The sequence below is a fragment of the Rhodanobacter sp. Root561 genome (assembly GCF_001427365.1).
Taxonomy (GTDB): Bacteria; Pseudomonadota; Gammaproteobacteria; order Xanthomonadales; family Rhodanobacteraceae; genus Rhodanobacter.
The window spans coordinates 158,336-180,129 of sequence record NZ_LMGH01000010.1 but is presented as its reverse complement, the minus strand read 5'-3'; the positions used below and the strand labels follow the sequence as shown (position 1 = coordinate 180,129).

At 65.6% G+C, this 21,794-nt stretch carries 16 protein-coding genes; 3 read left to right on the top strand and 13 right to left on the bottom strand.

Annotated features, from left to right (window positions below; all coding sequences use genetic code 11):
* Positions 1 to 31: 31 nt before the first annotated feature.
* The 3 genes from ASD55_RS07365 to ASD55_RS07355 all read right to left on the bottom strand — a co-directional run bounded on the left by ASD55_RS07365 (position 32) and on the right by ASD55_RS07355 (position 6,816).
* Positions 32 to 2,887 (bottom strand): C1 family peptidase, encoded by a 2,856-nt coding sequence (locus tag ASD55_RS07365; protein ID WP_056764856.1) that lies wholly within the window; start codon positions 2,885 to 2,887, stop codon positions 32 to 34.
* A gap of 178 nt (positions 2,888 to 3,065) precedes the next feature.
* Positions 3,066 to 4,004: a sensor domain-containing diguanylate cyclase gene (locus ASD55_RS07360; protein ID WP_056764854.1), complete on the bottom strand. Its 939-nt coding sequence runs from the start codon at positions 4,002 to 4,004 to the stop codon at positions 3,066 to 3,068.
* A gap of 154 nt (positions 4,005 to 4,158) precedes the next feature.
* On the bottom strand, positions 4,159 to 6,816 hold the full coding sequence (locus ASD55_RS07355; protein WP_056764852.1) for a M1 family metallopeptidase: 2,658 nt from the start codon (positions 6,814 to 6,816) through the stop codon (positions 4,159 to 4,161).
* A gap of 253 nt (positions 6,817 to 7,069) precedes the next feature.
* Between ASD55_RS07355 and ASD55_RS07350 the strand changes: the two genes are divergently transcribed.
* Complete coding sequence (locus ASD55_RS07350; protein WP_056764850.1) at positions 7,070 to 7,417, top strand: hypothetical protein; 348 nt, start codon at positions 7,070 to 7,072, stop codon at positions 7,415 to 7,417.
* 53 nt (positions 7,418 to 7,470) lie between these two features.
* On the opposite strand, the gene ASD55_RS07345 is transcribed toward ASD55_RS07350, so the two are convergent.
* On the bottom strand, positions 7,471 to 8,205 hold the full coding sequence (locus ASD55_RS07345) for a hypothetical protein (RefSeq protein ID WP_056764848.1): 735 nt from the start codon (positions 8,203 to 8,205) through the stop codon (positions 7,471 to 7,473).
* The gene (locus ASD55_RS07340) at positions 8,202 to 8,693 is read right to left on the bottom strand and encodes an RNA polymerase sigma factor (protein WP_056717570.1); all 492 of its coding nucleotides are present in this window, start codon (positions 8,691 to 8,693) and stop codon (positions 8,202 to 8,204) included. The genes ASD55_RS07345 and ASD55_RS07340 overlap by 4 nt, the downstream gene beginning before the upstream one ends.
* Positions 8,694 to 8,814: 121 nt before the next feature.
* Here ASD55_RS07340 and ASD55_RS07335 point away from each other — a divergent pair, with 121 nt between their 5' ends.
* Positions 8,815 to 10,062 carry a S8 family serine peptidase gene (locus ASD55_RS07335; RefSeq protein WP_056764846.1) on the top strand — a complete coding sequence of 416 codons (1,248 nt, stop codon included), beginning with the start codon at positions 8,815 to 8,817 and terminating at the stop codon, positions 10,060 to 10,062.
* Between the two features lie 105 nt (positions 10,063 to 10,167).
* Entirely contained in the window at positions 10,168 to 11,208 is a 1,041-nt protein-coding gene (locus ASD55_RS07330) for a hypothetical protein (RefSeq protein WP_056764844.1), read from the top strand.
* 105 nt (positions 11,209 to 11,313) lie between these two features.
* Here the strand turns inward: ASD55_RS07330 and ASD55_RS07325 are convergent, their stop codons facing one another.
* The 8 genes from ASD55_RS07325 to ASD55_RS07290 all read right to left on the bottom strand — a co-directional run bounded on the left by ASD55_RS07325 (position 11,314) and on the right by ASD55_RS07290 (position 21,782).
* Positions 11,314 to 11,580: a hypothetical protein gene (locus tag ASD55_RS07325; RefSeq protein WP_056717573.1), complete on the bottom strand. Its 267-nt coding sequence runs from the start codon at positions 11,578 to 11,580 to the stop codon at positions 11,314 to 11,316.
* 125 nt (positions 11,581 to 11,705) lie between these two features.
* On the bottom strand, positions 11,706 to 14,816 hold the full coding sequence (locus ASD55_RS07320; RefSeq protein ID WP_056764842.1) for a DEAD/DEAH box helicase family protein: 3,111 nt from the start codon (positions 14,814 to 14,816) through the stop codon (positions 11,706 to 11,708).
* A 28-nt stretch (positions 14,817 to 14,844) separates the two neighbouring features.
* The gene (locus ASD55_RS07315; protein WP_056764840.1) at positions 14,845 to 15,567 is read right to left on the bottom strand and encodes a nucleotidyl transferase AbiEii/AbiGii toxin family protein; all 723 of its coding nucleotides are present in this window, start codon (positions 15,565 to 15,567) and stop codon (positions 14,845 to 14,847) included.
* Positions 15,557 to 16,087, bottom strand: coding sequence for a MarR family transcriptional regulator (locus ASD55_RS07310; RefSeq protein WP_056764838.1), 531 nt, complete (start codon positions 16,085 to 16,087; stop codon positions 15,557 to 15,559). The genes ASD55_RS07315 and ASD55_RS07310 overlap by 11 nt, the downstream gene beginning before the upstream one ends.
* A 109-nt stretch (positions 16,088 to 16,196) precedes the next feature.
* Entirely contained in the window at positions 16,197 to 17,948 is a 1,752-nt protein-coding gene (locus ASD55_RS07305; protein ID WP_056764837.1) for a DUF262 domain-containing protein, read from the bottom strand.
* Positions 17,949 to 17,993: 45 nt separating this feature from the next.
* A complete protein-coding gene (locus ASD55_RS07300) occupies positions 17,994 to 18,449 on the bottom strand; it encodes a hypothetical protein (protein ID WP_056764835.1) in 456 nt (151 codons plus the stop codon).
* The gene (locus ASD55_RS07295) at positions 18,446 to 19,786 is read right to left on the bottom strand and encodes a restriction endonuclease subunit S (protein WP_157598898.1); all 1,341 of its coding nucleotides are present in this window, start codon (positions 19,784 to 19,786) and stop codon (positions 18,446 to 18,448) included. Before ASD55_RS07295 ends, ASD55_RS07300 begins: the two co-directional genes overlap by 4 nt.
* Before the next feature lie 160 nt (positions 19,787 to 19,946).
* A complete protein-coding gene (locus ASD55_RS07290) occupies positions 19,947 to 21,782 on the bottom strand; it encodes a class I SAM-dependent DNA methyltransferase (RefSeq protein WP_056764831.1) in 1,836 nt (611 codons plus the stop codon).
* Positions 21,783 to 21,794: the final 12 nt, after the last annotated feature.

The following is a 21,794-nucleotide window of genomic DNA, read 5'->3' as shown; positions in this document are numbered from 1 at the left end:
CGGGGCCTTTTTTATGGTGGAAAACCCGCGGCTAGAACCCGCGCAGGTCGTCCACCGGCAACGCCAGCTTCGCGCCGGTGATGCGTTCCAGGGTGCGGCCCAGTACCTCGACGTTGTTGTCGAAGCTGCCATGCCCCGCATCGATGGCGACTTCGGGGTGCAGGCAGGTGGGCACCTTGTCGACATCGATGACTTCGGTGCGCTTGCCCAGGCCGGTCTGCTTCGCCACCTGGCGCCAGTTGCCCAGCGCCTCGGCCGTGCTGGACGAACCGTCCCAGCCCTTGTACCCGGCGTCCATCACGTTCGCCAGGCCGAGGATCGGCGTGCGCACATCCAGCTCCAGGGCGTTGGACACCAGGTACAGCAGCGACTTGCGATAGATCGCCGCGGTGTTGTCGTCACGCTCGTTGCGGTCGGACAGGATGCCCAGGTAAAGCCGCTGCATCAGGGCATCGTGTGGCGCGTAGTGGCGGTTGGCGAACTGCACCGTACAGGCCGGCGCATAGAGATGGATGGATGCGGTCTGCGCCTCCAGCCCGCGCGCGGCCAGCAGGTCGACCAGGTAGCCATGGAAGATCGAACCGGCGGAGTGGCCGACCAGGTGGATCTCCAGCCGGTCGCCCCAGGTCTTGGCCAGGTTCTGCAGCGCCGTCACCAGCAGGTCGCCGCCCCGCGTGGGCAGGCTGGCGGCTTCGGCGTTTTCCTTCATCTCGCTCCAGATCGGCCGCGCCAGCGGACGGCCGACGGTGCGCTCGACGAGGATGTCGGTGGCGTCGCTGATCTTCTCGCGGATGCCGCCGGCCCGCGGCGGCTCGTGCCGGAACTTGTCGGCGAAGATGTCGCCGATCGATTCGAGCATGCCGGTCTTCCAGATCACGAACAGCGGATAGCAGCCGTTGCCGATGAAGTAGCGCCCCATCGCCCGCGCGCGTTCGATCGCCGCGGCCTCGCTGTTGAGTCCGCCGTGGGCATAGATCACCAGCCGCCTGGTCGTCGCCTTCTGCTGGCGGAACCACTGGTCCGGCAGCGTGCAGGCCTGGAACAGCAGCGAGCGACTCATCTCGTCCTGGGTCAGGTAGCGCGTCACCCGGCCGTCGTTGCCCAGCACCACGCTGTGCTCGTAGGCGGTGGCCTCATCCCACCACAGGCTGCGGTTGGTGCCGACACGGCTGCTGCCACCCTTGCTGCCCGCCGCGAGCTGGCCCAGCACCACGCCCGACACGCCCATCGCGGCCACCCACGCGTCCATGCCGTTGGCCAGCCAGTCGGCGTAGGTCAGCACGGCGAAACCGCCGCAACCCCAGCTCTTGCCCCAGGAGTTCTGCACCACAAAGCCATTGGTGTTGAAACCGACCAGGGCGAAGGCGTGGCCGTCGTCGTGCGAGGGTTTGCCGTCGAACGCGATCACCGGCAGGCTGTCGTGCCCGGCCAGCTTCCGGCGCACGGTCGGCACGTCCTGCCAGCCCTGGTGCGTGTTGGCCGACACGTAGATCGCGCCCACTTCGTGGATCGCCGCCTGCAGGTCGCTGATCGTCTTCAGCTCGATGCGGTAATACACGCCCAGCGTGTTGGCGGTGGCGCGGGTGGCGTAACCGAACTTCGGCGGCTGCGTGTCCTCCTGCCGATACGGCCAGTCGACCTCCATGCAGACGCCGTGGTGATACCAGCCCTTCAGCGCGCCACGGCAGCTCGAACCGTCGTAGTTCTCGCCCGCGTATTCGTCGTAGCGGCGGGCGAAGTTGTAGAACATGCGCGGGCTGACCGAAGCCAGCCGACCCGGCATCCCGCTCTTGCGCCAGCGCAGGTAGTTGACCACGCAGGCCAGGCCGAAACCGGTGCACGCGCCTTCCTGGCCCTGGTCGAGGATCAGGCCGGCCCCGGTATAGGCCGGCAGGAACTCGCTGACCTGCGCATCGGTGGGGTAACGATCAGGCAGGCTGGCCGGCGGCGGCTGGTAGGCGCGATCGCGCAGGTCGACCGGGTCCTTGCTGGCGTCAAGTTTCGCCGTGCCCGTCGCCGCCGCTGCGACGGCCTTGCGAGCCGCGCCGGCCTTGCGAGTCGCCCCCACGCCGCGGACCGCCACCGGCCAGACCGACGCGACCAGCTGGAACACGTTGCGAAAGCTTGCCAGTCCGTAGCTGCCGCCGTTGACCAGCTTGCGTGCCGCCGCGTAGTTGTTCGCCGCCAGCGCCGTGCGCATCCTGTCCGCCGCGTGCGACAGGAACAGCGCCAGCAGCACGGCCGCCACCTCGGGCGCGTTGGCCAGGTCCGGAAAGCCTTCGATGTCGACGCCGATCAGGGCCGCATAGGTGTGGTAGTTCGCCCGCCCCGTCAGCTGCACGAAGCCGCGGCCCCGATAGCGCGCGCCGTCGCCGGGCTGGTCGTTGCCCAGCGATTTGCGCCCGTCGTAGGCACTGAACGCGGGCAGCCCCGGCGTGGTGTTGAAGTGCGAGGGAAACTCGGCGATCGGCACGAAGCCTTCGCTCTCGGCGCGGATGGTGCCCAGCGCGGCGCAAATCATCATGCGGTCGCGCAGCCCCGCCGCGCCCAGCGCCGCCGCCACGTAAGGCAGGTAGCGCACGATGTTGGACTTCTTGGTGGCCGGGAACAGCCGCTGCACCGCGTCCACCGTCAGCGGCACCGCCATCGGTTGTGGTTGCATCATGCCGAGCAGGCCCTGGCAGCACGGCCCAATCACCGCATCGGCGACCATCCCGATGCCGGCCTGCCATCGCCGCGCCGCCGCGTCGACCTGCTCGTCGAAAACGTCGCCCGTCGCCAATCCCGGAAAGTCGCGCGCGTCGTCGCCGAGCACCCCGGCCAGGCGCTTGCGCAGCGTGGCGACATCATTCCCGGAATTCCCCTTGACCAGCAGCAGTGTTGCCATGACGTATCTCCCCTCGTCCGTGGTGAAGGCTACGAAACACGGCGGCAGCATACGCTCGGTTCGGGGGCCGCACATGGCCCGCGGCGCGGGGAAAAACCGGCCACGGCAACGGGCACGAAGCGTGCCAGTGAACGCGATCAGCCGGCGTCGATCGCCGGCCCGACAGGCCTGGCGCCGGTCAGCTTGCCGCCACGATGCAGTCCCGGCCCTGCTGCTTGGCCCGGTACAGCCGCTTGTCGACGCTGTCGAGGAAGCCGCGCAGCTCGTCGGCGTGCGCGGGAATGCAGGTGGCCGCGCCGACGCTGATGGTCAGCACCGGGCCGACCGCGGACTGCGCATGGGGAATCTGCTCGGCCAGGACCAGGTCGCGGCAGCGCGCGGCCAGCTTGTGCGACGCCGCCTCGTCGGTTTCCGGCAGCAGCAACACGAATTCCTCGCCGCCGAAACGCGCCAGCAGGTCGCGTGCGCGGGTCGCGGCGGAAGCCAGCAGCCAGGCCACGCGCTTCAGGCAGGCGTCGCCTTCGAGGTGGCCGTAGCAGTCGTTGTACTGCTTGAAGTAGTCGATATCGATCATCAGCAACGACAGCGGCTGGCGGTTGCGCCGCGCGTTGCTCCATTCCAGTTCCATCAACGCATCGAAGCGACGCCGGTTGGCCACGCCGGTGAGACCGTCGCGGAAGGACAGCTCCTCCAGCTCCTTCTGCAGGCTCGCCAGTTTCTGTTCGGTCTGCTTGCGTTCGCTGATGTCGAACATGAAGCCGATCAGCGAATCGACCGAACCGTCCGCCCGGCGCACCACGTGCACCACGTCGCGAATCCATACGTAGTGGCCGTCGCGGGTCAGCGCCCGGTAGTCGGCTTCATGATCGACACCGGCCTGTGATTGCGCCACGCAGAAATTCAGCACCCACTCGCGGTCCTGTGGATGCATGCGGCTGGCCCAGTCGCCCACCGTCTGCCAGCTCGCCGGCGTCCAGCCCAGCAGCGCCTCGATCTGCGGTCCGATATAGGCGAACTGCTTGCTGTCCCAGTCGATCTTCCAGGGAATGGCCTTGGTGGATTCCAGCAGTGTGCGGTAGACGGTGCTGTCGGGTTCCAGCTTTTCGAAATCGGCCATCGCTCTCGGACTCAAGCATGAAGACGGGTCACCGCAGCTGCGGCGATCGCGCCAGCCGGCGCGCAGACGCAAGGTACATCGTCCGCCGGGCGTATCGCCAATCGCACCAGGCGGCGCCCGCTGGTGAAAGCGGGCGCCGTCCCGGGCGAGCGGATCAGCCGCCGTTCTTCGCCAGCCAGGCGTCGATCGCTGGCAGCCGTTCCTTGCGCACCATCTGCCGGTACTGGATGTTCGCGATCACCGTCTCCGCCGCGCGGCGCGAGCCCTTGGCGATGTGCGCGTCGGCGTAGGCGTTGATCTTGTCGATCATCGCCGGATCATTGGAGCTGGCGCCGATGCCCGGGTAGTAGCGGCTGCTGGAGGTGGAGTCGACCAGCTTGTCGATCTGCGCCCGGTGCGCCATCGCGAATTCCCAGGCCATGTCGGGGTGCTCGTAGCCCACCGCACGGATCATGCCGGCGCTGTTGGTGGCGCCCGGTTCGTCGGTCAGCGCCAGCTCCAGCGCGCGTTTGGCCAGCGCCTTGTCCTTGCTGATCGAAAGCAGCGCGTACAGGCGATCCTTGATCAGCGGCGTGGTCTCGGCCTTGGCCTTCGCATGCAGCTTGTCCCAGCCCGCCGCGTCGGCATTGCGTGCCACCACCGCATAGATGGTCTTGCGCAGGGCCGCCGGCACGGCCTTCGGATCGGTGTCCTGCGCGGCGTAGCGACGCTGCACTTCGCTGATCACGTCGGCATCGCCGAGGTCGGCCAGCACGCCGATCAGCTGGGTGCGCAGGATCGTGGTGGGGTCGCCCTCGTCAGCCTTCGCCTCCCAGCCCACGCGGGCAAACACCGGCTTCAGCTGCTTGATCGCGAACGCATCAAGACGCGCCTGACGCGCGTCGTCGCCGCGGTAATACCCGTGCAGGCCGGAGAAGCTGCCCGCGATGTCGCCCCAGATCTGCGGGTCGGCATCGGCCGGGGTGACCTGGGCCAGATCGAGGTAGCTGGACGCCGGCTGCAGGCCAGCCATGCCCAGCGCCCAGCTGTCGCCCATCAGACCCATCTGGTCGATCGGCGCCAGCTTGGCGAACTGGCTCTTGATCGCGGCGAATTCCGCCGGCGTGTACAGCGTGCGGTAGTAGCCGCTCTGCCCCGCGTTCACCAGCACCGGGCCGCAGCCGGCCAAATCCAGCGTGGCCTTGCCGTCCACCACGGTGCGGGCGACCTCGCTGCCGCCGATGCTCTGCGCGATCACCGGCACGTGCCACTTCAGCGACGTCTTGTTCGGGCGATCCTTGGTGAACTCGCCCTGGCTCAGGGTCAGCGTGGTCTTGCCGTTGCTGCACGCGGACGACGCCACGCGGATCAGCGGAATGCCCGGCTGCAGGGTGAAGTCGTGCGCAATCTGGGTGACCGGCTTGCCGGCCGCGCCCTGCACCGCCTTCCACAGGTCGTCCGACACGGTGTTGCCGTAGGCGTGGGCCTTGATGTAGTTGCGCACGCCGGCGCGCCAGGCATCGGGGCCGACATAGGCTTCCAGCATGTTGATCACCGCCTCGCCCTTGGCGTAGGTGATCGCATCGAACGCCTGGCTGGCCTGCTCCACCGTCTCCACGTGTTGCACCACCGGGTGCGTGGTGGCGACCGCGTCGCGCGACATCGCGCCTTCGCGCGTGCCCACCGCATCCAGGTGCGTATGCCACTCCGGGTGCAGCTTCTCGGTGGTGCGCGCGGCCATCCACGAGGCAAAGCCTTCGTTGAGCCACAGGTCGTCCCACCAGCGCATCGTCACCAGGTCGCCGAACCACTGGTGCGCCATTTCGTGGGCGGCGGTGTTGAACACCGCTTGCTTGTCCGACTGAGTCGAGAAGCTCGGGTCCAGCAGCAAGGCGTATTCGAAGGTGTAGATCGCGCCCCAGTTCTCCATCGCGGAGAAGAACTGGCTGCTGCCCGGCGAGGCGATGTTGTCCAGCTTGGGCAGCGGATACTTCACGCCGAAATAGTCGTTGTACTCGCGCAACACGTCGCTGGCCGATTTCAGCGTGAAACCGGCCTGCGACTTCTTGCCCTTCTGCGTGATCACGCCGATCTCGGTGCCGTCGGCCATGGTGGTGGCCCGCTCCAACTCGCCCAGGCCGAAGAACAGCAGGTAGGTCGACATTTTCGGCGACGGCTGGAACGTCACCCGGCTCATGCCGTTGCCCAGGTCTTTCGTCGAGGCGACCGGCATGTTGCTCACCGCCATCTCGTCGCTGGGCACGGTCACGGCGAGGTTGAAGGTGGCCTTGTACGCCGGCTCGTCCCAGGACGGGATGAAGCGGCGGGCGTCGGAGTTCTCGAACTGGGTGTACAGCGCGCGCTTCTTGCCCGCCGTGGTGTCGTAGTCGATCGCGAACAGGCCGTTGGCCTGGGTGCCGATCTTGCCGGTGTAGCTCATCGCGAGCTGGTAGGTCCCGGCAGGCAGCGGCTGGGCAAAGGTGAACGTCGCCGTCTGCGCCTTCGCATCCACCGTCACCTTGGGCGCGGCGATGGCGATCTTCAGCTTCGTCGGGGTCAGGCGCACCGACGAGAACGTCATGTCGATCGCGTTGAGCGTGATGCTGTGGGTCGGCTGCAGCACGTCGACGGTCACCGTCACCTGGCCGTCGAAGGCGAGCTTGTCCGCATGCGGCGTCACCGCCACGTCGTAGTGGCTGGGCCGCACCGTGCGCGGCAGCTGGGTGGTGGCCAGGTCGGCCGCGGACGTCGCCGCCGGCGTGGCCGCCATGGCCGTCATCGAAACGCCAGCGAGCGCCAGGGCGATCGCGGAAACCAGCAAGGTGCTGCGCATGAGTATCTTCCGTGTCAGGGTGGGCGAAGTGCGGAATGCCGCAGCGTGCCGGCGGACGCCGTGGCGCTGCGGGCGCGATTCCCGTGATGGTGGCGCGCCGTCCGATCGGCGGAAACCGCCGGAAGTCATGGAGTGTGCCGGCGGCCGGTCAACGCGCTGCCCCCGGCGGCGTTCCTGTTCCGGCATGCCGCCGCTCGCCCGGCACGACATGGCAGTACCCCACCGCCGGCCTCTCACACTGAAGGACACCGTCATGAACCACGCTTCGATGATCCGCCTCGGCCTGCTCAGCCTGATCGCCTGCACTGCATTCGCCAGCGCCGGCGCGATGGCCGCCGACACCACCGTCCCCGGTCACCCCCGCGTCAACGAAGTCAATCAGCGCATCGACCACCAGCAGGCGCGCACCGCGAAAGGCGTCGCCAACGGCACCATCACGCCGCAGCAGGCAGCCAACGACCAACGCCGCGCCGCCAACATCGCCCAGCGCGAAAGCGCCGCCGAAGCGAAGCACAACGGTCACCTGACCAGGGGCGAAACCCGTCGCCTCAACCGCGCGGAAAACCGCAACAGCCGCGCGATTCACCGCCAGCGCCACTGATCGTCCACAGGCAGAAGGCCCCGGCAACGGGGCCTTCGGTCATGGCGGCGCGACTATCGCCAGCCGGCGGCGCGCGCTGCGCGTTCCTGCTGCGCATTGAAGACATCGCCGCGCAAACGCGCATCGACTGCGTCCTGCACCGCACCCGGCATGCTGCTCGCTGCCTGGCGCAGGTCGCCGCTCCCGGACGGCGCCATTACGCTGAGCACCGGCAGTGTCCAACCCGTCTGTTCGTGGCAAGCCAGGCCGGCGCGTGCCGGTGCCGCGCGCAACACGAAGGTGCGGCAGATGTGTCCTTCCGCGCTGCGGAAGCTGAGGCCGATGGCGACTGGCGCCTGCGCGTCCGGCTCGCTGGCCAGCGACTCGTCCAGCGCATGGTTCAAGGCACCTGCGGCGAAGGTCTGGCCACCGTGCATGCGCACGAGATCGTCATGGGATCGCCAACTCCACAAGGCCACGGCGAGCAACGCCACCGATGCGGCCAGCGCGGCCCCGGGCAGGAACCAGCGGCGGCCGCTGGCGCCGCGGCGCGTCGATCCGGCGCGTGGGGCGATCGGTGTCACCGTGGCCGGTCGCGGCTGCAACATCGCGGAAAGATGCGCGGGCACCGCTTCATCGAGCACCGCATCGAAGGTGGTGCGCAACCGGTCGTTCACCTCGCGCATCTGCTGCACGCGCACGGCAAGCGTGGCGTCACGGGCTAGCGCGGCGTCGACTTGCGCGGCGGCCTCGGCATCGATTTCGCCGTCCACGTAGGCCTGCAGGATATCGTCGTCGATCGGAGTCATGCTTCTTTCCCAAGATGGGCCTGCAACGTTGAGCGGGCGCGAGCCAGACGGCTGGTGACGGTGCCCACCGGCACTTCCAGCAGCTCGGCAGCCTCGCCGTACGACATGCCCTCGACCAGCACCAGGGCTACCACTTCGCGATGGTCCGGTGGCAACGCCGCCAGCGCCATCGCCAGTTCCAGCCGTTGCGCGGGCTGGGCGTTGCCGCTATCCACGGCCATCTCACCAGCCTCCTCCGGCGCGAACAGATGCTGCGAGCGGCCACGCGCGCGCAGCTCGTCCCGCCAGGCGTTGCGCGCAATCGCGAACACCCACTTGTCCAGCGGCGCATCCGGCCGCCACTGTGCAGAGCGGGCCAGGGCGCGTTCCAGCACGATCTGCACCAGGTCGTCGGCATCGGCCACCTGGCCCGCCAGTGCACGCGCCAGGCGACGCAGGCGCGGCAACAGCGGGATCAGTCCTTCGCGTACGGCGTCGCTCGAATTCACGCATCACCTTCCACTACGTCCGCCGGGGAGGATTCCTTCCCTCGTGCGCAGCGGCGCGGTTCGAGGGCGTAAAGCGGGGCCATGCTAGCATCCGGCCCGGTTGTTCCCGAGGCCGTTGGCCATGCCCTTGCGCCGTCCGTCCGCCCTGCTCTTTTCGTTGCTGACCATCGCGTCTTTTCGGGTCGGCGCGACATCGGTGCAGGCACAGTTGCTGGGCCCCGTGCAGCACCTGCCCGACCTGCAGGCACCCGGCGCGGGCCTGCCGCCCGTGCTTTCCACACCACCTTTGCGCAGCATGGACGACCTGCTGCGCGGGTCGCTGTCGCTCACCCGAAAACTGCAGATCGACGTGCTGCGCCGAAGCGAGTCGCGGCGCGTCGATGTCGATCCCCAGGGCGCGCCGATCCTACGCGGCGAATTCCTCGCGACGGGCCTGTGGGGTGCGCCACTGGACGCGGTGCGGGCGCTGGGGTTCAGCGTGGATCGCGCGACGCCGGCCGACGCGACGCTGGGGCTGGATTTCGTGGTCCTGCACGACACGCGTGCACGCAGCACCGCCCGGGCCATGCGCGCCCTGCGGCAGGCTGCACCGGATGCCGCGTTCACCTACCAGCATCTCTACCTGCCCGCGGGCACCGATGACGTTGCGGCTGCGGCGACCTCGGCGACACCATCGTCGAACGCTCCGCCGCAGCGCGTGGGGCTGATCGATGGCGGCGTCGATCCGTCCGATCCTGCGCTGGTGCGCGCACGCATCGAGCGGCACGGCTGCAGCGCGGCGAATCCGTCGCGGCATGGCACCGCGGTCGCCGCGCGCCTCGTCGCCGGTGACCCGGACACGCTGTACGCCGCCGACCTGTGGTGCGGCGACGCGGTCGGCGGTGCCACGTCGAACCTGGTGGACGCGCTCGCCTGGATGGCGCGCGAGCACGTGGCGGTCATCAACATCAGCCTGGTCGGCCCGGACAACCCGGTGCTGGCGCAGGCGGTGCGCGCGATGATCGCGCGTGGCCACGTGCTGGTCAGCGCGGTCGGCAACGACGGACCCGCGGCGCCGCCGCTGTTCCCAGCGGCGTACCCGGACGTGATCGGCGTCAGCGGCGTCGACGCGCGCGACCGCGTGCTGCCCGAATCCGGCAGTGGCGACCAGGTGGATTTCTGCGCATCCGGCGTGCTGGGCAGTGGTCGCAACGCGCTGCGCGGCACCTCGTTCGCGGCACCGATCGTGGCGCGCAAGGCGGCACAATGGCTGGACGCGCCCCGCGCCGGCGCCGCCGCCGACGTGCAACGACACCTGGCCGGCGAAGCGCGCGATCTCGGCCCTGCGGGACGCGATCCACGCTATGGCAACGGGCTGCTCTCGCCCTGAACCTGAATCAACGCCGACCGCCGCCGGTCGGCAGGGAAGGATCGGCGAGGCACGGACGTAGTGGATGGTGGAAGCCGCGGATTCGCCGCCGGCAGGAGATCCACCATGCGCAGCACGCCTCTCCATCGCAACGCTCTCACCACCGCCCTGTTCGCCGGTGCGTTCGCCCTTGCCGCGATCATCCCGGCGCATGCCCAGGTTCTGGGCGGCGGATCGCTCACCGGCGGCATCACGGGCGGGCTCGGCAGCCCGGTCAGTTCCACCATGGGCCGCATCGGCGGCCAGATGAGCGGCTCGGCACAAGGCATGGGCAACCTCCAGGCGCCCGACATCAATCAGGCCGCCGCAGCACGACGGGCCGAACGCCTGCGTCGCCACGCCGCCGCCACCGCGACATCGGCGAAGGACGCGGCAACGGGCGCTGGCCAGTCGTTGAACGGCCGGGCCGGCGCGGACACGGTCGCCGGCCTCACTGGAGCCGCGGGTGCGAACGCCGGCAACGGCGACGCGGCACTGAATGGCACGGGCAACCTGGCTGCATCGGGAGCCGGCACCGCCGATGCCTCGGGCATGCGTCATGCCGTGAGGGGCACGGCAGCCGACACCGTCGGCCAATCGCGTTCAGCCGTCTCGACGGCCAAAAGCAGCGCCCACGGGGCACTGAACCAGGTACAGAACGCCGCCGGCAATGCATCCGCCAACGCCGAAGGCACGGCTGATGGTTCGGCCACCGCCGGCCTCAGCACAGCCCGGCAAGCCACTGCCACCGCCGCCCAATCGGCCCGCACCGCCGGCTCGCTCGGCACCGACGCGAGCGGCAACGCATCGCAGGCCACCTCGACCGGAGCAAACGCCACGCGCCAGCCGTCGGGCCATGCCGCCACACCGTCGCCGGCCCCGCTGTCGCCGACCTCCAACGCCGTGAGCAGCGCGAAGGACAAATCGATCGACCTGTCCGGCTCGGGCAACGCCAACAGCAGCGGCAACGCAGGCACCAGCTCGACCTCCGGCAATCACGGCTCCGCCCATGCCAACGGCGCAGCCGGCGGCCACGCCAGCGCACACGGTTCGGCCCGTGACGGCGTCAGCACGTCCGCGCAAGCCGACGGACACGCCGGCGCCAGCGCGAACGCGCAACAACACTAAGTCAGCCGCGTTGGAAAGCGGGAGCCTCCGTCCGGGGGCTCCTGCATCGATGCACACAAAGAAAAGCCCCGAATCCGGGGCTTCTCGTGGCACCCCTCGATGGGGCTACTCCTCCGGCGCAGGCTGCATTTTCTCCAGCACATCCTCGAACTCGGCAATCGTCGACTCCAGCGCGCCATGCAGCTTGTTTTGCTGATCCATCAGCTCCGCAATCCGGTCCGCCTGCTTCAGCTTCGACAACTCGCCGTCGTACAACAGCCACGACGCGGTCAGCGCCTCCACATTGTTCCTGGAGTAATGCCGCATCTCCTTCAACTGCGCCAGCGTGTCGCCGATGTGGTCGAGCGGCGTCTTGGGATGTTCGTCGGACATGGTGTTCTCCCGCTGCGGTTGATCCGGTCGCGGGCACCGTAATTCGGCGGATGCGAAGTTCAGGTCAACATCCGCGACGGATGGCGCGCATCGCAGCACAAAGCCGAGAAGGACCTCCGATCCGGTCAGGGCACAGCACTTTCGCCCTGCGACCTGGCCCGCAGCGCTTCATACAACTGGGCCGGCCCCAGCAGGATGTCCTTCAGCCCGGCACGCACGCGTTCGGATTCAAGCGCCTGGGTGCTCATCGTCGAATGCGCCTCAAGCGCATCCATGATCGCGTGCATCAGGGCGTCTTTCAGGTCGGGCGAATTGGCGAACTGTTCCTTGCTGTTGTTGCCGGCCTGCTGCACCAGGGTCTCGTTTTCCAGCAGCTTGCCCTTGAGCACGCCGTTGACGTAGACCAGCTGGTCGTCGTCGGTCAGCTGCCCCTCGAACAGGCCGTTGACCTTCTCGATGATCTCTTGCAGATAGGCCTGCTGCTTTTCCTGCACCGAGCCGCTGCCTACCGCATCCATCGGCGCGAGTTTGTAATTGCCGTCAGCGCCAAGGCTGAGCGGCTGGCGGCCGGCGCTGCGCAAGGTGTGATGGGTCAGCACCACTTTGGACAGGTCCACCGTGTCGCGCTCGCGGCCGAACTCCAGCAGCGGGATCAGCCGCTTGTAGAAGATGAAGCGCTTTTCGATGTCGGTGTTGGCGTAGTCGAACACCTGCGACAGGAACGCATACAGGCGCACGTAGCCACCCATGTCGTTCTTGAACAGCAGCAAGGCATCCAGCAGGTCCTTGCTGGTTTCGGCCAGCTTGTCGTCGCCGTCGGCCAGCGCCGTTGCCCGCGCCTGCTGTGCCGCCTTGTAGCGTTTGAGCAGGCGGTCGGCGACCGGAGCGATGGCGCTGCTCAACTGCGCCTGCGTGCCGCGCGGATCGGTCTCCACCCTAGCCACGCGGTCCACCTCGAAGTCGTCGTAGTGGCCGCTGGCGTCGAGCTTGGCGCGCAGGTCGAACACCAGGTGTGGATCGGTCCTGGCCTCCAGTTCGGCGGTGGCGTAGTAGGTCTTGAAGGCCTTGAGGATATCCGCCGCCTCGTTGACGAAATCGAGGATGTAGGTGGTGTCCTTGCCGGGGAACGCGCGGTTCAGGCGCGACAGCGTCTGCACCGCCTGGATGCCGCCCAGCATCTTGTCCACGTACATGCCGCACAGCAACGGCTGGTCGAAGCCGGTCTGGAACTTGTTGGCGACCAGCAGCAACTGGTATTCCGGCTGGGCAAACGCATCGCGGATGTCGCGACCCTTCAGACTCGGATTCAGGTCCGTGCTGGCCTCGCTTACCGGCGCGGGGAAACTCTCCGGGTCGTTCACCTCGCCGGAGAACGCCACCAGCACGCCCAGCGCGTAGTTCTGCCGCTGGATGTAGCCGCGGATCGCCTCCTGCCAGCGCACCGCTTCCTTGCGGCTGCCGACCACCACCATCGCCTTGGCCTTGCCGTCCAGCAGCGGCTGCACGTTCTCGCGGTAATGCTCCACCACGATCTGCACTTTCTGCGCGATGTTGTACGGGTGCAGTCGTACCCACTGCATGATCCCCTTCATCGCCGCGCTGCGTTCCACCTGCGACTGGTCGTACTCCCTGCCCTCGTGGGCTAGCTTGAACGCGAGCTTGTACGGCGTGTAGTTCTTCAGCACATCGAGGATGAAACCCTCCTCGATCGCCTGGCGCATCGAATACACATGAAACGGCTGCGGCAGGCCATCCGCGCCGGGGCGACCGAACAGCTCCAGCGTCTTCTGCTTCGGCGTGGCGGTGAACGCCACGTAGGTCAGGCCCTTGCTGCCGCCGGCCCGTGCGGCCATGCCGGCGGCCAGCATCGTCTCGGTATCGATCTGGCCACCGTCCTCCAGCTCGGCCCGCTCCTCGGCGCTCAGCAGTTGCTTGAGCTTGGCCGCCGCCTCGCCGGTCTGCGAGCTGTGCGCCTCGTCGGCGATCACCGCAAAGCACTTGCCCTGGGTCGCCGCCAGTTCCTGCACCGCCTCCAGCGCAAACGGAAAGGTCTGGATGGTGCAGACGATGATCTTCTTGCCGTCCTGCAGCGCCTGGCCCAGCTGCGCACTCTTGCTGCCGTGTTCGCTGGTGATGGTTTCCACCACGCCGGTGGTGCGCTCGAAGTCGAAGATGGCCTCCTGCAGCTGCGCGTCCAGCACGTTGCGATCGGACACCACCAGCACGCTGTCGAACAGTTTCCGGTTTTCCGCATCGTGCAGGTCGGCCAGAAAATGCGCGCTCCAGGCAATCGAATTGGTCTTGCCCGAACCGGCCGAGTGCTGGATCAGATAGCGCTGGCCCGCGCCCTGCGCCAGCACGTCGGCGACCAGCTTGCGGGTGGCGTCGAGCTGGTGATAACGCGGAAAGATCACGCCCGCCAGCTTCTTCTTGTCGTCGCGCCTGCCGATCAGGTAGCGCCCCAGGATCTCCAGCCAGCTGTCGCGCGCCCACACCTCTTCCCACAGATACGCGGTCGCAAAACCGTCCGGGTTCGGCGCATTGCCCGCCGCGCCGTGGTTGCCCCGGTTGAACGGCAGGAAGCGCGTCGCCGGCCCGGCCAGGCGCGTGGTCATCATCACCTCGGCCTGGCTCACCGCGAAATGCACCAGGGTGCCGCCGGGGAAACCGAGTATCGGTTCGGCCAAGCCGCCCTTCGGCTGCGGCTGTCGATCGAAGCGGTACTGGTCCACCGCATCGCCCACGCTCTGGGTGAAGTCGGATTTCAGCTCCGCCGTGGCCACCGCGATGCCGTTGACGAACAGCACCAGGTCCAGCGCATCGTTCGGATGATTTGGCGAATGCCGCACCTGTCGCACCACGCGCAAGCGGTTCGCCGCGTAGCGTTGCTGGATCGCCGGATTGATCGCCAGCGCCGGCTTGAACTGCACCAGCGACAGCGGCTCCTTCAAACCCAGCATCTCCACGCCACGGCGCAACACCTCCAGCGTGCCGCGTTCATCGAGGTTCTTGCGCACGCGTTCAGCAATGCGCCCGGCCATCTCGGCGCCGTGGGTCTTGTTCAGTCGCTGCCAGCTGTCCGGCTGGGTCGCCTCGATCCACGCCAGCAGGTCGGGCAGATACAAGGCGTGCTTGCGATCGTAATTCGCGGCATCGCCTTCGGCGTACAGCCAGCCGTGAGCGGCGAGGTGTTCGCAGATCGCCGCCTCGAATTGGATTTCCCTGTGCAGATTCATGCGTTCCCCTGAGTACGTATCCGCACCGTCACCGCGGTGACGTCGTGCCGCCGTTCCCGCTCACTGCCCACGCTGCCATGCCCCGCAAGCGCTCCTGCACGATACCGGCGCGCTCGGGCTCGGCGATCAGTCCGGGCAGCACATTGGTGAAATCCGGATGCGCGAGCAGCGTCGCGAAGGCGGCTCCCACGGCTTGCTTCAACAGCGACGGCGCACGCGCCAGCTCGCCCGCCAGCTCCTCACGACCGTCAACGATATTCAGCACGTCTTCCAGGTCATGGCTGGCCAGCATGTCGCCCGCGCCGCGATCGGCGAACGCCTCCAGCTTGGTCGCCACGAACGCCACGGCGCTGGCAAGGCGAATCGCAATGCCACCGCCCAGCTCGATCCGCTCGGAGGTATCCACCGTGTAGCGGTACCAGCGATTGGAGAAACCCAGCACGCCCGCGTCGACCGGCATCAGGTCGAACAGCACGCCGGATTCGCGATGAATCCAGCGACAGATCACCGGGCTGTCCATGTCGCGCGAAAAGCCGCGCGCCGCAACCTGTTCCTCGATGCGATGGAAATTCGCCCGCGCCGCCTCGATCACGGCATCCACATCCCGGGTGGCACGCACGCCCTCTGCCATCGGGTCGGTAACGAGCAGCCCGGCGACCGCGCCGCCCACAAACACCACCTGCTCGCACAAATCGCCGAGCGCCTCGGCCACCAGGCGCAGATACGGCAGGTTCGGATCATCACGGCGCATCCGCCGCCTCCAGCTCCTTCGGCAACAACTGCGCAGCCAATGCCCGCTCACGGGCACGGCCGGAGCGCAGCGCATCCTGCAAGGCAAGCAGGCGGTGGAGTGCGGGGTCAGCCAGTGCCGCCAGCGGCGCCGTGCGATAGATCGGCGACAGGCTGGGTCCCCTGGCGCTACCGCTGGCGTGTGCCCATACCGGTGCCTCACCCGGCGCCGCCGTAATCTTGCCCACCAGCGGCTCGGCACCAAACCCGGTCGGCACGCCCCGCTTGACCGGCCCGGGCATGGCCGGCCACACATAACGCACGCCGTGCAACGCAAACTCCAGCAGCGCCGGCCGCACCGGCGACCAGTCGCCGCGACCGCGCACCACGGCAAGGCCAGCCGCAACTGCCCGCTTCACGCTGGCGTGCACTTCCGACGCGCTCATCGACAAGGCTTCGCCCAGCGCCGCATACGTCCAGCGCTGCTGCGGATGTGCCGCAACCTTGAACAACACAAGCAGATCCTGGGGCTTCAGTTCCATGGCGGGACTCGATATTCGCTATTCGCGAATTGCGAATATGGCCGAACTGAAGCGCAGAAACAAGTACGAGTGTATGGCTGCGTCAGATTGTGGAACCGAAACTCAGCACTCAGGAAATCAGCTCGACTGACACAGGTAACCCAGCCTTCTCTGCAATAAAGGCGTTCATCCGCTCCGCCAGCGTCTCTCGTCGTACCTTCAGGAAGTCGCGATATCGGTCCGTAGTCCACAAGGCGGGATCAAGCGGAACACACTGACTCGTCAAAGCTTGCGCTCCCTGCTTCTCCACAATATCGGCCAGGTAGGTCGTCGCTTCCTTGTTGCTGATACGCCGGTTGGTCTGTCCTGTGATGAAAGCCATGTTGGCAATTTCGTTGATCTCACCCGTCTCGAACTCGCGATTCTTGAGCAATGACTTCGGGATGATGTGATGCCATTGAATGAAATGCAGCTTGCCCTGATGGGTGAGCGACACACCCAAGCCGCTATACCAGTCACGGGCACCAGCCGCCTTGAGGGCAAGGTAGGCAAGCGAAAACAGCGGGCTGTTGACCCCACGTCCAGCCAGATCGCCCGACTCGATATGCAGGCGTCCAAACTGGCGTTTCAGGGGTTCGATCAGTGCCGTGAGGCCGCCGCCCCGGAAAATAATCGCCAAATCTTCGTTGAGCAGCGTTTCCGTCGATCCACGCGAATAACGTCCTCGCGCGTTGGCTACCAGCAGCCAGTGCAGCAGGGCGTGCTGCTCTTCAATGGTCAGCTTGTTGTCCTTGGCCCGACTGACCGCAGCCAACGCGTGAATGAGCATGGGCGAGGACAGCAGTGATTCGTCCTCGATCCCCGCATTGCTGCGTAAAAAATTGATTGCGAACCGCAGTCCTTCCTTTGCGTCTTCCCACCCTTGCTTAAGCTTTTCAACGGAGGTGGAAGCCACAGTACGAAACAGGCATTGCTGTGTGGCAAACACGACGATGGCGCGTACCAGCTGACCAAGATCAATGGTGAACCAACTTTGTTCGCACTCGTCCTGAAACTCTTCCAACTGTTTGAGCAGGTTGGGCCAGCGAGATGTCATCTGGGCCAGGGCCAGATCCGAGGATCGCAACTTGGCCCCCAGCGAGTTCACACGCACAAAAATCTCGGTGACCTCCTCGTAACTCATCGCGCGTTCCAGCACGTGCACGACATAGCTGTACTCACGGACAGAACGGAGTTTCTTCAGGCGATCCGAATAGCGCTGAAAACGGGGGTCATTGAATGAATTGACGCCCGCCTTCTGCAATAGCTGGCCGTCATTATTGTTTGTGAACACCTCACTGACGCGAATCCAATGCGGTTGTGACAAGAGGCTTTTGCTGGCCACCACGAAAGTACGACGACCGAGCTTTTCCTGAAATCCTTCCTGATCGTCGGTCTCTTCGTCGTCCCCGTCGCTTACCTCGTCATCAGGCTTGAGCAAAGAGGTTTCATCACTCTCCACTTCTACTACGTCGGTCGGTGGACCGTCCGGATGCTCCAGGTTGAACAGGATCTCGATGGGACGCTTGCGTCCCTTCACGTGAACAGGTTCGCCATTGATCACTGCGGTCAGTGATGTGAGCCGCTGCTGACCGTCAAGCAACAGCTTGCGCCCGACAAAGGCACTCGTATTCTGGGCGATGGCCGAGTCACGGGTTGGAACTGGCTCATCAGTTTCCCACATCAGAACCGAGCCACTGGGATAGCCCCGATAGAGCGAATCCAGCAAATCACGTACACGCGTAGCCTGCCACACGTAATGTCGCTGGATTTCCGGCAGGCGAAGCTCGCCGCGCTTGTACATGTCTACAAGTGTGGCAATGGAGACATTCTGTTGTTGCATCCTGCTCCCCTTGATTGATCGCGCGCAACGCGCACCCGCCAATTTCTAACCCAACCCGGTCACTCTACTGAAGATGTTGACCAGCAACCCCTGCCCCATCTCGATTGCCTTGCGGCCAGCCTTTTGCCAGCCAGTAGGTGGCTCTGGCAGTTTGGGAAGGTATATGTAACAGCCGGTCTTGAAATGGAAGTGCCGAGCCATGTACCACAACTCTCCGGCGATGGCTTCCTCGTCGTAGCCAGCGCCGTGCAAGCGGACGTAGCGCTCAAGAGCGACAGTAGCGATCATGTCTCCGCGTGTTTCCTGCTCCCGGCTCGGGTCGCCTTGCCACTGCACGCGCACCCAGCCCTGCTCGTCGTCACTGTTGGATTCATCGATCGGGAGAATTCGTGTGCCGTCGGTCAGTGAGCGAGCACACCACAGGCCTTCGTAGCGTTCACCATCGTAGAGTGGCAGCAGATTGGCGAGAAAGCCCACCACCGCCTCACTCTTGCCATTCATGCGCCGCGCCTTACGTCGATCTTGCCGGTGACGGCGGAGGCGATCAGGGCACTGCGGCGTTCTTTGAAAAGCTCAATAGCGCGCTCCGCCTCGTCACGCAAGGCATCAAGTCGCCCCAGCATTGAATCAAGGTATTCGACGATCGAAATCTGCTCATTCCTCGTTGGACAGGCCATTGCAAGCTTGGCAATGTCGGGCATGTAAATTGTTTGATGGGTCGATCCGATCATCAGGCGATCAAACTCGGACTTCATCCCTCGCAAGACGTAGAGCAAAAACTCAGGCATCAACCTCGGCTTGCAAATCCAGTTGACGAAATCCTGTGTAGTCGCCATCTCGCAGCCCATGATCGCGGAATAACCCACAGAGGCCGTTCGCGAAAGCATGACCGTTCCCTTTGGCAGCAATCTGGCTGACGAATTCGCGAGGCCGAGTTCGCTTACTAGCTCCTTGGTCTCATTGACGTACTTCACGTCACCGGACCGTATCTGCCATACGTCCGCCAACGAGAACCATGGAATGGTGCAGTTCTCCCAGTATTCCGGATGCTGCCTGCTCGGCGTGTGCCCAGACTCTCTCTTGGCAAACGAGTGAATCTTTCCGATTACCCAATGCGCAGGCACCTCGCCAAGCCAAGCCACGCCGGAGTCTTTCATCGGGGCGTTGGGGTTGAGACCGCGGGTGACGGCGTGGGAGATGGTGGCTTGGCGCTTTTCGGCCAGCAGGGTCAGCAGCTTTTCCTGCTCGGCAATCAGCGCATCGATCTTGCCGGTCTCGCGATCGAGGAAGGCGGCGATGGCGGATTGCTCTTCAATCGGTGGAAAAGCCATCGAGAAGTCGCGCACGAAATCATCAGGAACGCGCTTCTGGCCGCCAGCACCATACATAGCGCCCTCCGCTACGTTCCGGAACGTCGGCGACGCGAATAACCATCCAAGATACTCACTCGTCGTTTTTGCAGGTCTCGGTCGGACCACAATCAATTCTGTCGTTCCGAACCCCACACCTCCAAGAAGCCCTCGGATGACCGCACTTTTCCCGTTCTCGAAGCAAGGCGTGATCTTTGCGATCACAACGTCGTCGTCGCGAAAGTAGGTGTAGCCATTCTCGACCTGCGACAGCAGGCGAGTCTCATCCAATCTAATGCTGCCGTCATCGCCAATTGCATCCATAGGCAGGAACGACACCGCAGTATCTCGATCGATGGCCGAAACTTCGCGCTTTGAAGGGTTCAGCTCAGCAACAAAGCGGACTCGACTACCGTTCCAATGCGAAGGTGCTTCGAGCTGCCACGGCAATCCAGTCTTTTTGTACTCCGTATACTTAGGCAGGCTCATGGCATGCACCGTGAAGAGCAAAGCCCATGGATTCCCGCTTCCGCGGGAATGACGACGCGGTGGAGTGCTGCCACGCTGAGGGAGCGAATGACGATGCGGTGGAGTGCCGCGACGCAGAGGAAGCGTTGATCTAGGCAGCCTGCGCGCAGGGTTTGCAAACTCATTCCGCCAACTCCCCCAGCATCGCCATGATCCGCCCCGACACCGCCTTCAGCTCCTCGTCGATCTCGTGCAGCTCACGCGGCGGCTCGAACACGTAGAAGTGGCGGTTGAACGGAATCTCGTAGCCGACCTTGCTCTTGGCTTCGTCGATCCACGCATCCGGTGCGTGCGGCAGCACTTCGCGTTCGAAGTAGGCCTGAATGTCCTCGCCCAGCGACACGTTCTCGGTGTCGCGCAGGCTGCTGTCGGCTTGCGGCAGGCCTTTCTGCTTGCCTTTCTGGCCGAGCACGATCTGGCCCTGCTCGTCGCGCAGTGGGCGCTCGACGGTGATGGTGGTGTAGCCGAAGTCTTCGTTCCTGAACACGCGCGCCAGCGGCGCGACTTTCACCTTGCCGCCGGCGGGTGGCTCGGGCGCGAACTCGGCGGCGGCGATGACCTGGCGGCCGGTTTCCTTGCCGTCGGCGGCGAACACGGTGGCCAGTTCGGCTTCGGCGAATTCGCCGAACAGGCGGGTGACGGTGGCGATGTGTTCGTCGCTCATTTCCTTGCGCTTGCTGCCCAGGCTCTTGCGCATCTTCTGCCAGAAGCTGCCGGCGTCGATCAGCTGCACGTAGCCCTTGCGATCGTCAGGCTTCTTGTTGGAGATGATCCACACGTAGGTGGCGATGCCGGTGTTGTAGAACATGTCGGTGGGCAGGCCGATGATGGCTTCCACCAGGTCGTTCTCCAGCACGTAGCGGCGGATCTCGCTTTCGCCACTGCCTGCCCCGCCGGTGAACAGCGGCGAGCCGTTGAGCACGATGCCGAAGCGGCTGCCGCCGTCGACGGCCGGACGCATCTTGGACACGAGATGCAGCAGGAACAGCATGGAGCCATCGGACACGCGCGGCAGGCCGGGGCCGAAGCGGCCATCGAAGCCTTTTTGTTCGTGCTCGCTGCGGATCGCCTTCTCGACTTTCTTCCACTCCACGCCGAACGGCGGATTGGACAACATGTAGTCGAACTTGCGCCCGGCATGGCCATCATCACTGAGCGTGTTGCCGGCGACGATGTTGCTGACGTCCTGGCCGCGGATCAGCATATCGGCCTTGCAGATGGCGTAGGACTCGTCGTTCAACTCCTGACCGAACAGGGTGAGCCGCGCGTCGGAGTTGTGTTGCAGCAAGTGCTCGGCGGCCACCGAAAGCATGCCGCCGGTGCCTGCCGTCGGATCGTAGATGGTGCGCACGGCATGGCCGGCACCGAGCGCTTCGTCATCCTCGATGAAGATCAGATTGACCATCAGGCGGATCACTTCGCGCGGGGTGAAGTGCTCGCCGGCGGTTTCGTTGGACAGCTCGGCGAACTTGCGGATCAGCTCCTCGAACACCAAGCCCATCTGCGCGTTGCTGACTTCATCGGGATGCAATGGGAAGTTGGCGAACTTCTCGGTGACCAGGTACAACAGGTCCGCCTTGGCCAGCCGCTCGACCTGAGCATGGAAATCGAACCGCTCGAAGATGTCGCGCGCCGCCGGCGAAAAGCCCTGGATGTAGCTGTAGAGGTTCTGGCGGATGTGGTCCTGGTCGCCCAGCAACGTGGGCAGATCCAGCGGTGAGGTGTTGTAGAAAGACTGTTTCGCCTTGCGCAACAGGAACGGATCGGGATTGAGGCCAGCCTTGGTCTTGGCTTCGCACTCGGCCAGCACGGCCTTCTTGGTCGGCTCCAGCACGCAGTCCAGACGGCGCAACACGGTGAACGGCAGGATCACGCGGCCGTACTCGGATTGCTTGTAGTCGCCACGCAGCAGGTCGGCGACGGACCAGATGAGGGCGGAGAGCGAGGTCTGATTCATTCCTGGTGGAAG